The organism is Microcoleus sp. Pol7_A1 (assembly GCF_036701085.1).
GTDB lineage: Bacteria > Cyanobacteriota > Cyanobacteriia > Cyanobacteriales > Microcoleaceae > Microcoleus > Microcoleus asticus.
The window spans coordinates 71,445-91,012 of sequence record NZ_JAUBQD010000025.1; the positions used below are offsets into that span (position 1 = coordinate 71,445).

A 19,568-nucleotide genomic window follows, 5' to 3' on the forward strand; every position below is an offset into this window, starting at 1 on the left:
CGTTGTCCCCGTGTCCGTCATCATCACGTCCGTCCCCGTCATCGGGTCCGGTAGCGTGCCGATGATATCCGAAATCTCCCCGTTCTCATCCACTAACAGGAACGGTGGCCCCTCTTGGAGAAAAAAAGCTACTGGTACTGCACTTGGCATTGTTCCGACTCCTTGCGACGCTACTCAAAAACTACTAAATAAACTTAAAGTCAGATGCAGTAATGACGGTGCTGAGCGCTCCCGGCACTGTAGGAATAGAATTCAAAACTCCCAAATCGAAAGCTGGGAGACTGTCATCTGCCACATTCGGGTCGAAGCCGAGAACGTACTTGTTAAAAGTATTGTTCAGGTACACGAAGAAAGCTCCCGCTTGGCTCGAACCGTTTTGATTCTTCAACACTGCATTTATTGCTTGAGCGTTGTCAAATTTAGATTCAAACAAAATGACTGATTGCTTGCTAATGTTGTCGCCGCTAGACCCGATATTCCTGACGATAAAACTGGTGAAATCGAGAGTAGTTCCTGAGTTGGTTAAACCTGCGAAATTTGACGACCTGAACAAGAATCTGTCGGTCTCGCTGCCGTTAGCGTTAAAGTCAGCAATCACGTCCACGCCTTCGCTAGGAGTTTCGTAGTAGAAGAAATCATTGCCAGCATCGCCCGTGAGCAAGTCTGAACCGGCACCGCCACCCAAAATGTCATTGCCTGCACCGCCGGAAAGCGAGTCGTTGTCATCGCCGCCCAATACCAAGTCATTGCCGAAGGCGCCGCTGAGACAGTCGCTGCCGGCACCGCCGTCGAGAGTGTCGTCGCCCGCTTGGCCGTCGAGGGAGTCGGTGCCGGCCTCGCCCAACACGTAGTCATTGCCCGAACCTCCGAGTCCCGTGTCGTTGCCTCCTCCACCCAAAATCGTGTCATCGTTGTCGCCGCCGGATATGGAATCGTTATTGAGACCGCCGTCGAGCAAGTTTCTGCCCAGTCCGCCGTCGAGGATATCGTCGCCTGCACCGCCGTCGAGGGAGTCGTCGCCTATGCCACCAAGTAAGGTGTCGGTGCCGAGTCCTCCAAGTATCGAGTCGTCAGCGGATTCTCCCAATATCGAGTCATTGCCTGTTCCGCCGTCAATGGTGTCGTTGTTGTCACCGCCCAAGAGGTTGTCATTGTCATTGCCGCCGAACATCAGGTCGTTGCCCAGTCCGCCAATCAGGGAGTCTATGCCGTCTTGGCCGTCGAGGGTGTCGTTGCCGAGTCCGCCGTCGAGGGAGTCGTTGCCGATCGCACCCACCACCGAGTCGTTTCCTGCTTCACCGAATTCGAGGTCGTTGCCGCCACTGCCGTCGATGATGTCGTTGCCGTCGCCCCCAGAGAGGGTATCGTCGCCGGCCCCGCCGAGGATGAAGTCGCTGAGGTTGCTGCCTGTAAATGTGCTTGCCGGGAGTGCGCTGCGATCGACAATATTATCTACAACCGTGATGCTGAAGGATATCGGCTCGAGAGTTGCAGATCCGTCGGATGCTGTAAACGTGAAACTGTCGCTGCCACCTGTCGCCAGCAAGTTGTATTTGACGATGTTGTTGTTGATATCGTCTTGCGTGAATTTGCCGCCGACGTTGAGAAAGGTGGTACCCCTTTGGACAAAACCTCTGGTAGCGTCGGGGGCTTTGGTAATCGTGTAAAAGATTTCCGACGGCGTGTTGTCGGGATCGGTGACTAACAAATCCGCAGCGGTGATTGTTTGGGTAGGATTACTTTTGGCAACCACCACACCGTCGTTAATTACTAGCTGCGGCGGGCTGCTGACGCGGATGGTTGCTACCGCCTGACTTGTGCCGCCGTTACCGTCTGAGATCGAGTAGCTGAAGCTGTCAGTACCCGAGAAGCCCGGATTCGGGGTGTATTTGAATACGCCGCCGCCCACGGGAACCAGGCTCCCTTTGCTTGCTGGAGCAAAAGTGGTGACAGTCAGAGCGCTTTGTTCCGCGTCAGTGTCGTTCAACAGAACGTTGAGAGTGAGTTGTTGACCCGCAACCGTGGTGAAGTTGTCGTTAACTGCTTTTGGAGGTTGGTTAAGGATGGGCGTCGGACTTGCTGTCGGTGTCGGACTTGCTGTCGGCGTCGGGAACGTCGGCGTCGGATTTGCTGTCGGCGTCGGGAACGTCGGCACCGGACCGTCTGTCGGCGTCGGTGTCGGACTTGCTGTCGGCGTTGGTGTCGGGCTCGCTGTCGGCGTTGGTGTCGGGCTCGCTGTCGGCGTCGGCGTCGGAGTGTCTGTCGGCGTCGGCGTCGGCGTCGGCGTCGGAGTGTCTGTCGGCGTCGGCAGGGGGAGTGGAGTTGCGCTGCCAGGAACTGTGGGGGCAATTACAAATGAGCTTCGCCCTAGGGTTCTGCTGTCTACTCCGGGCAATACTGCTAAGAAGTCGCCGCTGACGCCGTTGCGAATAATCGTACTGCCGGCTTTGGTCTCGGTGCTTTGGAAGATTACCAAATCTTCAAACTTGAGGTCGCCACTTAACCCGATCGCATCTTCGCCTTGGCGAAAGTCTGTGAAAATGTCGGCATCGGCGAGATCTGGGCCGCCTGTGGTGAGAAATGCCGGGTTAGTGCCGTTGCTGCTGCCACTGGGGGAACTGAAGGCACCGATGACGAAGACATCTCTGCCTTCGCCTCCTGCCACTACGTCTTTGCCTGCTTCGCCCCAAATAACGTCGTTGCCCGCACCGCCGTCCACGATGTCGTCGCCGTCGCCGCCGAATACGATGTCGTCCCCGTCGCCGCTAAAAAATGTGTCCCCGCCGGCGTTTCCGTATAGCCAGTCGCCTCCTTCGTTGCCAAATAGCAAGTCTTCGCCGTCGCCGCCGAAGAGCGAGTCGTTACCTTGGTCGCCCCAAACGATGTCGTCGCCTCGATCACCCAAAAAGCTATCGTCGCCAGCACCGCCGCGCAAGCTGTCGCTGCCTTTGCCGCCGTAAGCCGTGTCTCTGCCTTCGCCTCCGATTACCGTGTCGTTGCCGTCATTGCCGTACAGCAGGTCAGGGTTATTTCCCCCGTCGAGGGAGTCGTTGCCTTTGCCTCCGTACAGGGTATCGAGTCCTGAACCGCCGTCTAGAACGTCGTTGCCAGTCGCGCCGAACAGCACGTCGTCATCATCTGCCCCGAATATTAAATCGTCGCCGTCGGCTCCTTGCAGGTTGTCGTTGCCTTGCAGCCCAGAAATCACGTCGGGCCCGGGACTGCCAACTAAGGAGTCGTTGGTTTCTCCGCCGCGGAGCACGCCGCCGATCGTTGCGGGTAGGGTACCTGTGCCTCCGCCCAATGTGTCGTCTATGCCGCCAAATGTGTCGTCCCCGGAGGGAGTTGGTGTTGGACTCGGAGTTGGCGTCGGAGTTGGCTCTGGCGTCGGAGTTGGCGTCGGAGTTGGCTCTGGCGCCGGAGTTGGCTCTGTCACCGGAGTTGGGCCGATCGTTTCATCACCCCCGAGGTTGAATATCGGCTCACCTTCGAGAAATCCTACTGGTTCGAGAAATCCTACTGGTACTGCATCTGTCATTATTTTGGCTCCTTTAAACGACGATCCCGATTAACTTTAAGAACTGATTGATTAGTATCAGTTTGTTGCCACAAATCTGGCTTAAAATTGATTAATAATCCCGATCATTTCTAGCATACTAAATCAAAACTGCAACGGCTACAGATATTTTTTAAGCCTGGCATCTTTTGATCTCAAAATATTAATGATTGCACGTTTTGATCTCTATTTTGGGTATACTTTAATATCGCCGCATTTTGAGCGAAGGTAGAAGTCGGGCGTCGAGTCAGCCCGGGCTATTTATCCAGAAGGGGAAAAATTAAAATCTTTGCATTGATATTTTTTTCTTTCCTCCTGCCGAAGGTCGAATACATATGTGCCTCTTGCCTTCAGAAGCCGAATGCCAAATACATAAGAGCCGAATGCCTTAAGCTGACTGCTGACAAGAAACAGAGCTGTGAATGAGGGGCAGAAGGGGCCCGGTTTGCTCTTGTCCGTTGACGGCTAGTTCGCTGTGGCAAAGGTAAAGCAGGGAACAGCGACTTAACAAATCTAGCAGAATTCGCCGCAGCCGCTGTTGGTCGGCAGCCGTTTCCTCTTCGGTTTGCCAGGGATGTCCCTGTTGCGATCGCAAAAATAAGGGAGCACCAAACAATGTCGCCGCACCCCCACTCAGCCACAGGGGCGAGCCGGCATCCAGCCAAAAGTGCCATTTGTGGGCGCGGCGGCTGCTGCGGTACTGGAAGATGTTGGCGAGGGTGACGGCTTGGGCTTCTGGGCCTTCTGAACGGACTGGAAATGGGTTGGCGGTGACGGTTCCTTGGCGCAACAACTGGATGAAGCGGGCGATCGTTTCTGAGTCGCCAGCGTTTGTTGGTTCTACACGCTGCAGACGCCCCTGTATTTCCCAGTAGTGGCCGGCGGTTTCCATTAACTCGCGCAGGGCTGCTAGCCGATCGTAAGGGAGGTATCTGTCGTTCATGAGAAATTTCTGGATCGCTCGATCGAGCAGGGCAATTGGACTCGGCAACAGCCGCTCCTGCTGTTGCGACCGCTGTTGTTCGATCCACTCCACAATCTGCTTGTAGGCAAGAGCGGCTCGGTGTCCCAGTCTGTCCCAGCGGGGAAAGGCTGTAATTGCCAGCAATTGAGGTCGATCGATATCTGGGCAAAAACAGTGATCGGCGATTAAACCTGCTCTCACTTGGTCGATCGATTTTTGATTTGGGATTTGAGATTTGAGATTGAACGTGGGGTTGGAATCTTCTGTTTCCAATGAACGGTGTTTCTGGCTGCCCAACACTACCAGCATTTCGGCTGCGCCGTCTCGATCGACTAAACGGCCGAGTCCCGGATAAACTAACGCTAACAAAGTGAGCAAAGCTCGAATCTCTGGCGTACTCGATAGGGGACGCTGATCGTTGAGGGAGGTGGCCGCGATCCGATCTCGGGCGAGAATTTCCGTTAAACTGTAACGCGCGATCGCATCCATCCCGGGAGCAATTACGGCGATATCCTGCGGTTCCACGGCTTTTGACTTCACCGCATCCACGATAATTTCGGCGGTTTCTCGCAGCAATTGAGCCCGGGATGTGGTTTGGAGCGATCGAACAGATCCGGGCAAACTCAAGCCTAAAGGATAAAAACCCTCAGAATTAACGGCTAAACTTACCGCTACATCCCCAATCTCTGGGGCTAAACCGGCTTTTGCGTCCAAATTTTCCACGCTTTGACAGCGGTTTTCGAGTCGGGCTAGGTATTCCGTGTCAGCCCCCAAGCCCAAACGCACTCCTCCATCCCGATTGTAGGAGAACGCCCCCGCCGCACCTTGGTCGAGCATTCGATCGAACAAATGGCCGCCGATCGCCGGATAATCGTCAACATCGTCTGCTATTACAGCTTGGTATCTAGAAGCCAAATGCTGCTGGTAAGTGGTATCCGGCAACAAATAGCGCCAGTAGAGTTCGCAAACAATCCCGTAAGTCAGCAGCCCCCGCGTCAAGCACCATTCCCGCCACCTTTCCAGCAACTCTCCCATGCTAGTCCACAGGTTGTTCGAGCCGCCGTCACCAGCAAATCCCTGTTCCAGAATGCTGGGAATCTCTTCTCTCGGCGTACCGCTGACAGCAGCAAGTTGTAATAAGTCTAGTGTTCGACGCACCATTCGGTTTGGGCTTACCCCTGTTTGTTGCAAAATGCCTTCGTCTAGTTCGCGACGCCAGAGTCTGGCGGCAAGTTCCAGTTCTGTTTCAGGTTGCAGCCGCAGGGGAAATTGAGCCCTCAAATCCAGCGACTGAACTAGCAGCGGCCAAAATAGCAATACCTCCTGCTCAAAAAAACCGAAGGGTGTTGTCGAGTGAAAGGTATATTTTCCTTGGGTAGCGACGGCGATGCGATCGGCCAATTCTAGCCGGTTGTCTCCGTTAGCTGCTAAGACTAAAATTGCTGGGGCAGTTTGTCCGGCACGCCGCCGCCCGGAACGCCACCTGTCTGAAACTTTTGGTGGCACAGGCTTGACAGTTTGGCTCCAAATGCAGAACTGCTCGACTAAACGAGCGGTTTTGCCACTGCGGGCGGCTCCGACAATCCAAATTGAATCCGAGGCCTCGGTTCCGAGTTTATGTAAATTTGTTACCATACCGTGAATACTTTAATCACTAATGTCTACAGCCAACTAACCAGCTTTAGCTATGAATACTTCTCCCTGGAACAGGATTGTAAAATATCTCTACAGCGCTCACCAATGGTATCGAGAAACGCCTGACAGGGCCCTAGAACAGGCTTATGATGCTGCGTTAGCAATTAAGGCGATCGAAGACGAGCATTTTGGCGGCCAAAGAATCTCCCCTCGATCGGGAGATTACGGACACAGCACCCTGTCTTACTTTAAATCCGAACTGCAAAAATACCTCAAGGTCATCCAAACCCGAATGGTTGAGTTTAATGCTAGCCGTTCTTTTTTGGAACTGCCGGAGCGAGTTGGGGCAAAACCGAAGGCGGGGCAAAGCGCGGATCACGATCGGCACGGATTACATCTCGACAATAAAGATCGAGCCTCCCTTCTATTTGAGAAGCTAGAATTTATTGATGGAGTCATCGACAAGTACATTAATAATAGTAGATCGACGGCAATTGTCCCGGTTGCCACTTCAGTAAATCAGCAGGTGAAATCTACAAATAGCAGATCTCAACCTGACGCCAATAAAAATTCAGCTAATTCAGTTCAAATTCACGATGGCGAGGTTGATACTAACTTTGAAGAGGTCAATCTATTGCCTCGCTCGCTTTTGGGAACTTTGAATCGAATTACTAAAGAGTTAGACCCGGAATCTGAAAAAGAAGTAGTTAAAAATTTCCGAAATTCAAAAGTAAAAACAGTCATTTCTCTGAGATTTATTTTGCTTTTGATTTTAGTTCCGCTGTTGACAAATCAAATCTCCAAAAACTTTATAGTCGGGCCGGTAGTTGACCATTTTAGATCCCAGCAAAATGCACCAATATTCCTCAATGTTAACCTGGAAGAAGAAGCCTTGCAAGAACTAGAGAGATTTGAGCAGCACCTCAAATTTCAAAGTTTAATAGGCTCAGCTCCGTCGCTTTCTTTAGAAGAAACGGAAAAGAAGATTGCCGATAAAGCAGTTGAGCTAGCGGAGGAATACCGCTCTGAAAGTGGTGGGGCTATTAAAAATATTTTTGCCGATTTGATTTCCTGCATAGCCTTTGCCGCGATTATCGTCACTAACAAGAAAGAGATTGAAATTTTAAAGTCTTTCATGGATGATGTGATTTACGGCCTCAGCGACAGTGCTAAAGCTTTCGTAATTATTTTGTTTACGGATGTGTTTGTCGGATTCCACTCGCCTCACGGCTGGGAAGTAGTTCTCGAAGGTGTATCGAGGCATTTGGGGCTGCCAGAAAATAGGCAGTTCATATTTTTGTTCATTGCGACATTTCCAGTTATTTTGGATACGGTATTTAAGTATTGGATATTCCGCTATTTAAACCGGAGTTCGCCTTCTGCCGTTGCTACATACAAGAATATGAACGAATAATATCAAATACGGTAACATCGGAATTCTACCCTGCTTTGCTGTGCGTCCCGCTTGCCTGGGTCCTCTCAATAGCCAGTGGGAAGGTCGCACTGCTGCACTCCTAAAATTCTTATTTCGGTACGAAAAGAAACGATATAATCTGCTCATATATAGTCGCATAAAATAAGCGTTATCACCTGTGTATTGATGACTAAATCTCTAAGAAAATATTGAGAAATTTAATCCTCACTACACAGTTATTAGGGTTGTTTGACAGGACTATAATGGCTAATTCCTAATTAGGAATTAGCCATTATAGTCCTGGACTCAAGAACTGGTTTGACGGGCAAATTATAACGGTAAGGCGCTCTTGTGCGCTGCGCCCTAAACATAGAGGTTCTGCGTAAGTCCTGCAATTAGCAATTACCAATTACGAATGACCTAATTCCAACGCTTCTTGCGCTGTCGCTGGTTCGCCACCGACTCCACCAGTCCCAGTCCGAGAAAATTACTCAGCAGCGACGCATTCCCGTAACTCAGGAAAGGTAGCGGAATGCCCGTAACTGGAGCCAAGCCAATGTTCATCCCAATATTTACGAACACTTGAAAAATCAACATTGACAGTACGCCGATCGCCAGCAAAGAACCAAAATTATCGTTAGCAGTTTGAGCGATCGTCACCAACCGGAAACAAATTATCCAAAACACCACCAGTACGCAAATGCAGCCAATAAAGCCCAATTCTTCGCCAATAGCTGAAAAGATAAAGTCCGTATGCTGTTCGGGAATAAAGTTAAGCTGAGTTTGCGTTCCGTGAAACAAACCCCTGCCTTTGAGTTCCCCAGCCCCAATAGCAATCCGAGATTGAATCAAGTGATATCCGCTGCCTAAAGGGTCTTTCTCGGGGTTTAAAAACCCTGTCAGACGCATTTTTTGATAATCCTTGAGCACATTCCAAAAAAGATGTCCGACGTGTCCCGAAACAACGTTCACCAGCACAGCACCGAAAGTCCCCAACCAGGGCCAAGGTAGCGATCGCCAAGCGATAATACCCGCAACAACTACCCAGGCTATCCAAATCGGTGTAGACAGGTTATTGAGAAGAACTGAGATGAGAGGAGAGAATAGCAATATTAGCCAGCCGGGATTGACATTACCCCAGTAAAACATCCCCATTGTGATCGCGCCGAACACCAACGAAGTACCTAAATTTGGTTCGGCAAATATCAATCCCCAGGGTACAGCCATAATCGCCAGCATCCTCAACATATTAGCCACCGTGGGGACAGTCTTGTCGTGCAGGAGAGCTGCTAAAGTGACAATCATCCCTACTTTGGCAAATTCTGACGGTTGCAGGTAAAAGCCGCCGATGTTGATCCACCGCTGGGCACCGAGCCCTGTAGTACCGATAAACCGCACTGCGATCAGCGACAAATTGATTAATATGTAAATCGGCCATTTCCACTCAAGCAGTACTTGGTAGCGGCAGCGGGAAATGATGATGGCGAGGAACAAACCGACTGCCCCAGTTACCCAGTGCCGCCACCAGTCGATCAGCCCCTGGTTGATTTCGACGCTGCGGATCATGATTCCCCCGAAGATGGTGAGGCCGATGCAAGCGGCAAACAGCCAAGGGTCTGCTTCTTCCCAGGGTTTGAAGATGAATTTCCAGCGGTTTCTGACTTGTATTCTCTGCAACATGAGGATTTTAGATTTTAGATTTTAGATTTTAGATTATCGAGCGGATTTTCGGAAGTTGTGGATATAGTTCGGATTCAGAGCCTGCACCTTACTGGAGGAGCGTCGGTGTGAGTATCTCACATTATTCGGGCAGTTCTAGGGAGGTTCCGGGCCATCAGCAACGGGCTAGGAGTGCGCGGGCACACTAATCTGTAGGGTGCGCACTGAGCACCAATCTCCATCTAGGGTGCACTGTGCGCACATTACCCGAATTTGGAACGAAAAATCCAGGTTTGAGGTGACAGCGGGCGGTTCCCCATTACGGAATAGCCCGATCGATCCGCAAGTCCGAGAATCGTCAAGCCGGTTCGTAAAGGTATTCAAAACCGTTACCGTCGGGGTCTCTGCCGTAAAAAGATGCTGTACCGTCGCGATGTTCGTGAATGTGGGTGACTGAAACACCATCGGCTTTGAGTTGTTGGTAGGCGGATTCCATTTCGGTACGATCGTCAAATACAAACCCAAAATGCGGGCCTGCTTGGCTGTAACTCGGACTCAACAGCGCCAATCCGTCCTCTCCTGCTTTTAAATAAGCCCAGTCTGCATCTTTCCAGACTAACTCCATGCCCAAGTTTAGGTAGAACTCAGCAGACTTCTCTATATCTTGCACGCAGACGGCTACGTGTCCCAATCGTTTTAGTTTCATGTCAACAAAATTTATGGTTGTTCTTTCGTTTATTGTATCTATTTTCGGATTTTTTACTCGATTAATTAGGTATTTTTTATATTTTTTTAGTGGCGGCTAACTGTACTTTTTCTACTTGTTTGCTGGCGTCCATTTCGCTGAACAGTTGAATGGCGCGGTCAAAATTTTCTTGGGTTTTCTCGATATTACCAAGTTTTTGTTCTGTCAGTGCTAGTTGATAGCAAGCTTCGGCTCGGTCTAATTTAGCGCTAGCTCGATCGAGTATTTCTATTGCTTCTGCATGGTGCTGCAGGGCTTGGTCAAATTCTCCCCGTTCTCGGTACAGCGCGGCTGTACCGCTGAGAGCTTTGGCTTTGATGGTGCTGTACTGGTTTTGGTCGGCGATCGCGATCGCTTGGCGGTACAAGCTCAAAGCTTTCTCTGTGTCTCCCAGGTTTTGATAGGTGGCGGCGAGAAACACTAACTTGTATCCCGTACCCACCAACAGACTCTCTTCCCGATCTGTATAAAGTTTTTCGGCGAGCTCTTCCGCCTCTTTTTTGGCTCCGACACAGGAGTTGAGGAAAGCTAAGCCAACATCGATCGAATAGCTGTTAATCCCGATTTCGTCCCGCGAAGTTTTCAGCTTGACAAATATCTCCATAGCTGATTCTAATTCCCGCATTTCTATTTGACAAAAACCTATATTAATTGCAGCGTTAACTTTCCAGAATTCCAGATTAGCTTGTTTGCCGTTTTCCGGTTCGCTGCTTTTCGCTATAATTTGCAAAGATTTAGTTGCTTTTATTTCCGATATTTGGTGGCATTCTATGGCTTGATTAATCTCCCCTAAAATCCGGTAACAAACGCCTAAAATACTGTAAAGACCGCTCAAATAATAATCAGAAGTCACATTGTTGACGATGCGAGTAGTTGCTGAAATTATTGGCTGCAAGAAACCTAATGTGTAGAGTGCTCGACCCAGCTTGTAATCTTTGGCAAACTGGATATTGATTTTTTTGAGGATGACGCTCGCGGCCTGCTCGAAACAGCTAATTGCCACATAATGATAGTAAGCTTCAAAAGCTTTCAACGCATCTTCTACAGTCTCAATAATCTCTACGCTCTCGGTCCAGAACTCGGCTGCTTTGCGGTTGGCAGTCTCCCAGTCTCCGGGCGAGAGCCGATCGACCGCTTCTTCCCGAATTGCTGGATGCAGCCAGTATTCGCCCTTCTGAGACTCGACTAGCGATCGGTGCAACAGCGATTTAATGATTTGTCGGCGTCCGGCTTCGGGCACGTCCCACAGCAAACACAAAAGTCCGTCAGTAGGGACTGTCGGCACGTCTTGATAGCGGTAACAGCCCAAGCGACAGAGGAGTTGATAGGCTTCCAAATCGAGTTCTTGCAGGCGGTTAAACTGACTGGTAACTAAATTTTTTAAGTCAGTTTCAACGAGCGGATGGTCGCTGTTTTCCAGCCAGTAAGCCGCCATATCTCCGTCAAAATCTTCTCGCATTGTGCCCCAAAGGATGCCCATTGCTTTGGCATTACCGCCGTAAACTTTGTGCATTTCCTTGAGGGCGACAGGATCTATCTTAATATTGCGATCGCTAAAAAATTGCTGCCAAACTTCCACCTCTAATCCCGGAAGCAGGTAGTGTTCGACGGTTACGTCTGAATCGCAAAGCCGATCGCGGCTGGTAATCAGCGTTACCGACTGCACCTCCGCGTCAGCCAAAACTCGCAACAGTTCCACGTAAAGCCGGTGCGGTTCAATAAACTTACCTTGTCCGTCGAGGGCGGCTTCCAAATTGTCAATCAATACGCCGACTTTGTGAGTCTGAAGCTGCCGCTTCAGCCGCCCCAGGGTGACGCCAAAGTCGGGCCCTGGTTCTTCTTGAAAGTCTTGCTTGAGCCATTCTTCGATCGCGCTTTCTAAGGCAGTGATGTTCTCTGTCTCTTTTGCCATCAACAGTTCAATTACCCGATCGAACCCTTGAGATTTGAGATACTGTCTGGCCAAAGTCGTTTTGCCCATACCGCCGGCACTTTGGATGACAATCACTTTAGCTCCTTGGGCGACAAGAGTATTGAGATCTTCGATCGCCCCGAACCGGCCCAAAAAATTCGGGTTTTCCATATCCAACTCCGAATCAAGTCCGAGAGATACTTGGGCCGGAACAATTTGTCCCGACTGCGGTTCGAGTTTCGAGTAGCTGCGCCAATACCGCTCTACAACCGCTTGAAGGTTGTCTCTTTTAATTTTTTCGCCTTCTCCAAACAGCGCTGAAAGTCGCTTCCACAAATTAGAGGCAGCATCCTTAACAGTCCCTACTCCATACCCTTCACTATCTGCAACCTGTTGGTACGTCCTGCCTTGCACCCCTTGCCAAGCTTCGCGAAAGATAGCGCTGTCAAGGTTGTCGAGAGTTTTCAGGTTTCGAGCCACAAGTAACGAGTTTGTAAAATCCAGTGCACGATCGGCTTTCATTTAGTCACCAGGTTTAGCGTTACCTATCTGACACAACTTTAACAGACTTTTTCCGACTCGCTTACACCCTCAAACAGTGGACTTGTATAGACTTTTACCGACTGACACGGCCGAGGTTGGCGGGGGATACTGTTGAGTGTGGAGGGGAAGTTGACGGACAAGCTTCTAACTTACACACCGATCGAGTCGAGTTTATATTTGGGAGCAAGCAACTATGTCTATTAACGATCTTGAAACAGCGATCGTGGATGAAGAAATTCGACCTAATGAGCCCGGTCGCGTTCGTTTCCAAAATAGTTGGTGGCCGGCGAAGTGCGATCGAGACATGACTTTTGAACCCGGTGAGGTGGTTCGCGTCGTGGGAATTGACAATATTACTTTGATAGTTGCAGCGTCGTTTGTCATCAATTCTGAAAGTTAAGGCAAATCTACAATCGGGAGGAAGCAATCATGAATTTTGACAATTCCGAAAAAGCGATCGTGGATGAAGAAATTCGACCTCATGAGTGCGGTCGTGTTCGTTTCCAAAACAGTTGGTGGCCGGCGAAGTGCGATCGAAACCTGACTTTTGAACCCGGTGACGAGGTTCGCGTAGTCGGAATTGACAATATTACTTTAATAGTTGAAGCGTCGTTATAAATCAATGGTTTAGGGACTCGGACTATCAGTTTTTAGCATCTCAAAATTACGAAAAATTAGCAATTAGGAGCAAACAATGATGACTGTCAGCTATTTAGAAAAAGCGATTGTAGAAGAAGAAATTCGACCGAATAAATGCGGCCTCGTCCGCTTCCAAAGCAGTTGGTGGCCCGCTAAGTGCGATCGACAAATAACTTTGAAACCCGGTGATGTGGTTCGCGTCGTGGGACTTGACAACATTACTCTGATAGTTAAAGCGTAGTTGGGAATTAAGGAGTTAGCGAGTTAAGCTATAAGTTTATCGCATCTCAAAGTGGCGGCAAACTTGGAATTAGGAGCCAAAAATCATGACTGTCAGGCATTTGGAAAAAGCGATCGTAGAAGAAGAAATTCGGCCTGACAAATTCGGCTTCCTCCCATTCCACAGCAGTTGATGGTCTGCTCCAGTGCGATAAAGGCATAACTTTTAAACCGGGGGAGCTGGTTTATATGGAGGGAATTGATAAGATTACCTTGCTGCTGGAGGGTATGGCTTGAAATGTCGGAATTTGCGATCGCGCCGACAAACTGAGCTTTCTTTAAACCCTGTCGGTTTAAGTCAGCAGTAGTCAAAGGAGTTCTAGTAAAAACCGCCAGACAGTTCTTGGAGCAAAGCAACTGCCACAAGATTAAACCCAAATCGACTCGCCCCTGGTAATAACTAGAACGCTCCGACAGAAAAATTATATAGGGGCGCGATGTTTATAGATCGATCGCCCGATAGACAACAGCCCCAGTCGCCACCAAATTGCAGTGGCGGGAATGCGTCCAAACAGCCTGCAATTGCTGCCAAGTCAAAGCAATTAACCGGGTTCCAAGATCTTTGGCGAAAAACAGGGGATTCATGTAAAAAACGCCACCTGACGGCATTTGACTGGTAGGCCCAATAATTGGCACACGGTCGATCGGCTGTAAGCAGCCCCGTCACTGACAACCGTCATCGCCGAAACATCAACATCCGCGCCATATGCTCTCAAAGCTTTGAGAATTTGACAGTTAATTGCGTCTTCCCCGTGGCCGTTGCTGAGGAAAAGCACCCCCTTCGATTTCATATAATTAGGATACAATCAGAATCTGTGCCGAGCTTTTTTTAAAGACAGCCGTGCGATAGCTACACTCGGGCCGGCTAACTTTTTGTTACTCTAATTTAAATACCTTGTGGAAGTGAAACAGCGTGAATATTGAAATTGGGCGGGGCAAAAGTGCTCGCCGAGCTTACGGCATAGATGAAATCGCGCTCGTACCAGGACAGCGCACCCTCGATCCGAGTTTGGCAGATACCAAGTGGCAGATTGGCGGGATCGATCGAGAAATCCCGATCATCGCCAGCGCAATGGATGGGGTAGTCGATGTCCGCATGGCGATTTTGCTGTCGGAATTGGGAGCAATGGGCGTGCTCAACCTAGAAGGGATTCAAACCCGCTATGCCGACCCCCAGCCAATATTAGAGCGCATCGCCAGTGTCGGGAACCACGAATTTGTTTCCCTGATGCAGCAACTCTATGCCGAACCCATCAAACCAGAATTAATCGACCTGAGAATTAAAGAAATTAAAGCTGGAGGAGGGATTGCCGCCGTCAGCGGTACCCCCGCCGGTGCGAGCAAATACGGCCGGACGGTTGCTGAATCTGGAGCCGATATATTTTTTGTGCAAGCAACAGTAGTCTCGACAGCTTTCCTTTCCCCTGAAGAGATCTCATCTTTAGATTTGACTCAATTCTGTCAAGAGATGCCGATACCAGTAATTTTGGGCAACTGCGTGACCTACGAAGTCGCTCTGAATTTAATGAAAACTGGCGCTGCGGGCATTCTCGTGGGCATCGGGCCGGGGGCTGCTTGCACCTCTAGGGGCGTATTGGGTGTCGGCGTTCCCCAAGCCACAGCGGTAGCAGACTGCGCCGCCGCACGGGACGACTACTATCGCGAAACTGGCAAATACGTGTCGGTGATTGCTGACGGCGGTTTAATTACCGGTGGCGATATCTGCAAGTGCATTGCCTGCGGTGCGGATGGAGTGATGATTGGTTCGCCCTTTGCCAGGGCCGCCGAAGCTCCCGGCCGCGGCTTTCACTGGGGGATGGCGACTCCGAGCCCGGTTTTGCCGCGCGGCACTCGCATTCGCGTCGGGACTACGGGTACTGTGGAGCAAATTTTGCGCGGGCCTGCGCTGCTAGATGACGGTACGCACAACTTGCTCGGAGCTCTGAAAACTAGCATGGGCACCTTGGGCGCTAAGGATCTTAAGGAGATGCAGCAAGTGGAAGTGGTAATTGCTCCTTCTCTGCTGACTGAGGGTAAAGTCTATCAAAAAGCTCAGCAGTTGGGCATGGGTAAGTAGATTTACCGATCAAATACCAGCGTACCTTGACAAAATTTGTTCAAGAGTCTCGAAATTTACAGAATGTTGTGGAATTATCCAGAAGGAGATGTCACAATATAAGAAGCGGAGACGAATGTTTCCGTTCACTCCTCACACCACACTCCGCCCGGACTACTGTTCGGGCGGTTCCTTTTTTGCCGGAAATCTTCGCTCTTGCCTACTAGGTACAGAGCTGAGGTTCTTAGCTCCGGAGAGTGGGAGAGTGGGAAAGTGAGGGAGAGGGAGAGGAGGAGAGTGGGAGAGTGGCAGAGGAGAAGAGTGGCCCAGGAGGAGAGTGGGAGAATTTTATTCTACATAAGTGCCTTCTGCCTTCGCAAACATAAGCGCCTTGAACATAAGTGCCTTGTTCCTTCAGAAACCTTGTGCCTTCTTCCTTCTACCCTCTACCCTCTTCCTTCTACCCTCTTCCTTCTTCTCTTCTTCCTTCTACCCTCTTCCTTCTTCCTTCTTCCTTCTTCATTCTTCTTCATAAGCTTTCTGTTAAAATCGTTGACGCAAGTGGTTACATTTTTTGCTAGACTTGTTATCCGAGAAATAGTATTTACAAGGATGGCTAGGGATGTCAGCAGCCGCGCAAGTAACCGACTCTACCTTTAAGCAGGAAGTGCTCGATAGCGAAGTTCCAGTTCTAGTGGATTTTTGGGCTCCCTGGTGCGGGCCCTGTCGGATGGTGGCACCCGTCGTAGACGAAATTGCCCAGCAATATGAAGGGCAGGTCAAGGTAGTAAAAGTTAATACCGACGAGAATCCTAACGTGGCGAGCCAATACGGTATCCGCAGCATTCCGACGCTGATGATATTTAAGGGCGGTCAACGGGTGGATATGGTCGTTGGGGCAGTTCCGAAAACTACTCTGGCAAACACTCTGGAAAAGTACATTTAACTCAACTGCGAGCGGTTGCGCGCTGTTCTTTTTGGGCCGCGGAAGCTAACTCGCTTCAGAACCGGGGCAAAGCTACTGGAAAAGTTATTAGTTGCCAGCAGGGCAATTTGCTGGTGGCTATTGGCTTCTAAATTTGGCTTGCCCCTTAATTTTTATTAGCGACAAATTGTTACCGTTTCGGAAAAATTCATGATTCCTTCTGGGTCTGGTCAAGGTCTTGAGTCCCTCCAAGCTGAATTGATCGATTTGATCGATCGCTTCCCAATGTTGAAGCACTCTGAGTGGATCGAACGATCGCTCTCCACTATAGTGCAAATGGCCGGAGAGGAGATCGATCGCCTAGACTGGAAAATTATCTCGTCGTCTCTGCGAGATATGGAAAAGGCTTTTGAGATGTTTTATCCTTATCGCCACGTTCGCAAAATTGTGATTTTTGGTTCGGCGAGGGTGTCGCCGCAATCTGCAGAGTATTTGATGGCCAGAGACTTTGGGCGCGCCATCGCCCAGCAGGGGTTTATGGTGATTACTGGCGGCGGCGGGGGAATTATGCAGGCGGGGAACGAGGGGGCGACGGCTGAACGTTCTTTTGGGCTGAACATTCAGTTACCTTTCGAGCAGAGTTCTAATCCTTTCATTGCCGGCGATCCCAAATTGCTCAAATTTAAATATTTTTTCACTCGCAAGTTATTTTTTCTCCGGGAGAGCGATGCTTTAGCTCTGTTTCCGGGCGGTTTCGGCACTCTGGACGAGGCTTTTGAGTGTCTGACTTTGACTCAAACTGGCAAGTTCGGGCCGGCTCCTGTGGTACTGATCGATCGACCGGGAGGAGATTATTGGCACGATTGGAATTATTTTGTGCAAAAACAATTGCGCGGCCGGGGTTTGATTTCAGCCGACGATCGCAGCCTGTATACGATTACTGACGATGTAACTGTTGCTTGCGAGGCGATCGGTAGTTTTTATCTGGTTTATCACTCCTGCCGCTACGTGCGCGAAAAACTGGTAATTCGCTTGAAAACAGAGCTTTCTGAGGAGAATGTCGATCGGCTAAATGCTGATTTTAGCGATATTGTTGTCACCGGAAAAATTGAAAAAAGTCAAGCTTTGGAACCGGAAATAGGAGATGCAACTTTCGATCTGCCGCGCCTGACTTTGCATTTCAACCAGCGGGATTTGGGGCGACTTTATCAGCTAATTGCTGCTATAAATCAAATGGGTGCAGCTTCGCCGGAAGCCACGCATCCAGAAAAAAAGTAGTTATTAGTCATCAGTCCTCAGTCATTTTTGATATTAGTGAGGTCGGAGAGAAGTTTGAAAACTTTTGTTTTGACAAAATTGATTAAGATAAATATTTGTACAAAGTTAAGAAAAAAGCGGGCAATAGCCAAAGAAAATCTTGTCAATATCTTGATGAAATTATTTGGGAAAAACCAGCAAAATGCTAGACCTGCTGCTAATTAGCGCTTTGGGGTTTCTCGGCAGTTTCGGTCACTGCGCGGGGATGTGCGGCCCGCTGGCAATGGCGTTTTCGCTCTCTAGTGCCGGCAAGGATAAATTAGCTACTTTGCGCTTTCACCTACTGCTGAATTTGGGGAGAATTGCTGCTTACGCTTTCGTTGGTGCTGGAATTGGGGGACTGGGTTCGGTGTTAATTGCTGGCGGACTTTTGGCAGGTACGGGTAGCGAATTGCGGCGGGCGATCGCCATTCTCACGGGCACGATGCTGATTTGGTTCGGAGTAGTGCAAATTAAACCGGGTTTGCTGCCGGGATTGCCGCTGCTGCACCCAATGTCGCACGATCGAGTCGGACAAGCAATGAGCAAGCTTTCGGCACAAAAAAACTGGTGGGTGCCGATTGCTTTGGGTTTGCTTTGGGGTTTGATTCCCTGCGGTTTCCTCTACGCGGCGCAGATTAAGGCGGCGGAAACGGGAAACCCGGTTTTGGGTGCGGCGACGATGCTGGCCTTCGGACTCGGCACGCTGCCAACTATGCTGGGAGTGGGTTTTTTTGCTGGCAGATTGAGCGCTAACAGGCGGAGTCAACTGTTTCGTGCGGGTGGTTGGGTGACAGTGGCGATCGGGATTCTTACCTTGCTGCGAACCGATGAAATGGTAGATTTTACGGGCCACGCAGCCCTGCTGTGCTTGATGCTAGCACTGTTGGCGCGTCCGGTTAGCAAGTTTTTGCCGCAACTGTTGCGCTATCGCCGCGCCTTAGGTGTGGGCGCGTTTGTCCTAGCCGTCGCCCACACGTTTCATATGCTGGATCATACGCTGCGATGGAATTTTGATGCTGTGTCCTTCATGTTGCCGCAGCATCAGTTGGGAATGGCGGCTGGGATGCTGTCCCTGCTGTTGATGTTGCCGGCGGCAGTTACAAGTGTCGATCGCATTCAAAATTTTTTAGGCAAGCTGTGGCGAATGCTTCACCTGTTAAGCGTTCCAGCTTTCTTGCTGTGCGCTGTACACGCGGCACTCATCGGTTCCCACTATCTCGGCGGCTTTGAATCTACGGCGGTTAATAACTTGCGGGCGCTGCTTTTGGGAATAATTGCCCTGGGCGTCTTGCTAGTGCGATCGCGTTTGTTTTGGTCTGTTTTATCACTGGAGAAGTTCTATGTTTCGCCTGTCAAACACAAGTAAAAGTTTGGGATTGTTAGTTTTTTTTGGATTGCTAATTGAAGCAGCAATTCCCAATGCGCCGCAGTTAAACTCAATATCTGTTTTGGCACACGAAGTCGAAGTATCGGGAGATGTAGCTGCTACCTTTCACCTAGAACCAAACCACAACCCCCGCGCCGGACAGCCTGCGAAAGTCTGGTTTGCGCTAACTCGCAGGGGCGGTCAAATTATCCCACTAGAGCAGTGTAATTGCAAATTAGCGGTTTATCCGAAAGAGCGCAAAGAAGGGGATAAGCCACTGATGCAGCCGCCTTTAAAAGCCGTATCTGCGGAGAAATATCAAGGAATGCCAGGAGCAGATATCGTATTTCCGAAGGTTGGCATTTACGAACTTGAATTGACCGGAACAGCCAAAAATAAAGCTACTTTTAAACCGTTTAAACTGAGTTACAGTGTCACGGTTAGGTAATATAGCAATCCTAAATCATTATCATGATTGTGATACAATTATATGCAATACTTGATTGTGACCATAAAAAAATGAATAACTTACAACTGCAAGAAAAAGATATGGAAAAAGAAATAGCCCAATTAGAA

The 19,568-nt window shown here is 49.8% G+C and carries 17 protein-coding genes; 9 read left to right on the top strand and 8 right to left on the bottom strand.

Features of this window, described 5'->3' with window-relative positions; translation table 11 throughout:
- Window positions 1–184 precede the first annotated feature (184 nt).
- Together QUA20_RS15945 and QUA20_RS15950 are read right to left on the bottom strand one after the other, a co-directional pair.
- Window positions 185–3,538 (bottom strand): Ig-like domain-containing protein, encoded by a 3,354-nt coding sequence (locus QUA20_RS15945; RefSeq protein WP_333189790.1) that lies wholly within the window; start codon window positions 3,536–3,538, stop codon window positions 185–187.
- Between the two features lie 406 nt (window positions 3,539–3,944).
- Window positions 3,945–6,155, bottom strand: coding sequence for a recombinase family protein (locus tag QUA20_RS15950; protein WP_333189792.1), 2,211 nt, complete (start codon window positions 6,153–6,155; stop codon window positions 3,945–3,947).
- Window positions 6,156–6,207: 52 nt separating this feature from the next.
- Between QUA20_RS15950 and QUA20_RS15955 the strand changes: the two genes are divergently transcribed.
- Window positions 6,208–7,569, top strand: a complete 1,362-nt coding sequence (locus QUA20_RS15955; protein WP_333189794.1) for a proton extrusion protein PcxA — start codon at window positions 6,208–6,210, stop codon at window positions 7,567–7,569.
- A 420-nt stretch (window positions 7,570–7,989) separates the two neighbouring features.
- Here QUA20_RS15955 and rodA read toward each other — a convergent pair whose 3' ends face one another.
- From rodA to QUA20_RS15970, 3 genes are all read right to left on the bottom strand, one after another.
- Window positions 7,990–9,249, bottom strand: a complete 1,260-nt coding sequence (gene rodA / locus QUA20_RS15960; protein ID WP_333189796.1) for a rod shape-determining protein RodA — start codon at window positions 9,247–9,249, stop codon at window positions 7,990–7,992.
- 337 nt (window positions 9,250–9,586) lie between these two features.
- On the bottom strand, window positions 9,587–9,934 hold the full coding sequence (locus QUA20_RS15965; protein ID WP_333189797.1) for a VOC family protein: 348 nt from the start codon (window positions 9,932–9,934) through the stop codon (window positions 9,587–9,589).
- 76 nt (window positions 9,935–10,010) lie between these two features.
- Complete coding sequence (locus QUA20_RS15970) at window positions 10,011–12,407, bottom strand: tetratricopeptide repeat protein (protein ID WP_333189798.1); 2,397 nt, start codon at window positions 12,405–12,407, stop codon at window positions 10,011–10,013.
- 214 nt (window positions 12,408–12,621) lie between these two features.
- Here QUA20_RS15970 and QUA20_RS15975 point away from each other — a divergent pair, with 214 nt between their 5' ends.
- The 3 genes from QUA20_RS15975 (at window position 12,622) to QUA20_RS15985 (ending at window position 13,308) form a co-directional block, all read left to right on the top strand.
- A complete protein-coding gene (locus QUA20_RS15975) occupies window positions 12,622–12,828 on the top strand; it encodes an NfeD family protein (protein ID WP_172185369.1) in 207 nt (68 codons plus the stop codon).
- Between the two features lie 29 nt (window positions 12,829–12,857).
- Entirely contained in the window at window positions 12,858–13,046 is a 189-nt protein-coding gene (locus QUA20_RS15980; protein ID WP_333189800.1) for an NfeD family protein, read from the top strand.
- Window positions 13,047–13,122: 76 nt separating this feature from the next.
- On the top strand, window positions 13,123–13,308 hold the full coding sequence (locus tag QUA20_RS15985; protein WP_333189802.1) for an NfeD family protein: 186 nt from the start codon (window positions 13,123–13,125) through the stop codon (window positions 13,306–13,308).
- A gap of 46 nt (window positions 13,309–13,354) precedes the next feature.
- On the opposite strand, the gene QUA20_RS15990 is transcribed toward QUA20_RS15985, so the two are convergent.
- From QUA20_RS15990 to QUA20_RS16000, 3 genes are all read right to left on the bottom strand, one after another.
- A complete protein-coding gene (locus QUA20_RS15990; RefSeq protein WP_333189804.1) occupies window positions 13,355–13,507 on the bottom strand; it encodes a hypothetical protein in 153 nt (50 codons plus the stop codon).
- A gap of 280 nt (window positions 13,508–13,787) precedes the next feature.
- Window positions 13,788–13,931, bottom strand: a complete 144-nt coding sequence (locus tag QUA20_RS15995) for a hypothetical protein (protein WP_333189805.1) — start codon at window positions 13,929–13,931, stop codon at window positions 13,788–13,790.
- On the bottom strand, window positions 13,928–14,137 hold the full coding sequence (locus QUA20_RS16000) for a hypothetical protein (RefSeq protein WP_333189807.1): 210 nt from the start codon (window positions 14,135–14,137) through the stop codon (window positions 13,928–13,930). Before QUA20_RS16000 ends, QUA20_RS15995 begins: the two co-directional genes overlap by 4 nt.
- Window positions 14,138–14,259: 122 nt before the next feature.
- Between QUA20_RS16000 and QUA20_RS16005 the strand changes: the two genes are divergently transcribed.
- From QUA20_RS16005 to QUA20_RS16025, 5 genes are all read left to right on the top strand, one after another.
- Complete coding sequence (locus QUA20_RS16005; RefSeq protein ID WP_333189809.1) at window positions 14,260–15,423, top strand: GuaB3 family IMP dehydrogenase-related protein; 1,164 nt, start codon at window positions 14,260–14,262, stop codon at window positions 15,421–15,423.
- A 601-nt stretch (window positions 15,424–16,024) separates the two neighbouring features.
- Window positions 16,025–16,348, top strand: a complete 324-nt coding sequence (trxA, locus tag QUA20_RS16010; RefSeq protein ID WP_006631199.1) for a thioredoxin — start codon at window positions 16,025–16,027, stop codon at window positions 16,346–16,348.
- Between the two features lie 189 nt (window positions 16,349–16,537).
- Window positions 16,538–17,605, top strand: coding sequence for an LOG family protein (locus tag QUA20_RS16015; RefSeq protein WP_333189811.1), 1,068 nt, complete (start codon window positions 16,538–16,540; stop codon window positions 17,603–17,605).
- Window positions 17,606–17,786: 181 nt separating this feature from the next.
- Entirely contained in the window at window positions 17,787–18,992 is a 1,206-nt protein-coding gene (locus QUA20_RS16020) for an urease accessory protein UreH domain-containing protein (protein WP_333189812.1), read from the top strand.
- Window positions 18,967–19,440, top strand: coding sequence for a hypothetical protein (locus QUA20_RS16025; RefSeq protein ID WP_333189814.1), 474 nt, complete (start codon window positions 18,967–18,969; stop codon window positions 19,438–19,440). The genes QUA20_RS16020 and QUA20_RS16025 overlap by 26 nt, the downstream gene beginning before the upstream one ends.
- Window positions 19,441–19,568 lie beyond the last annotated feature (128 nt).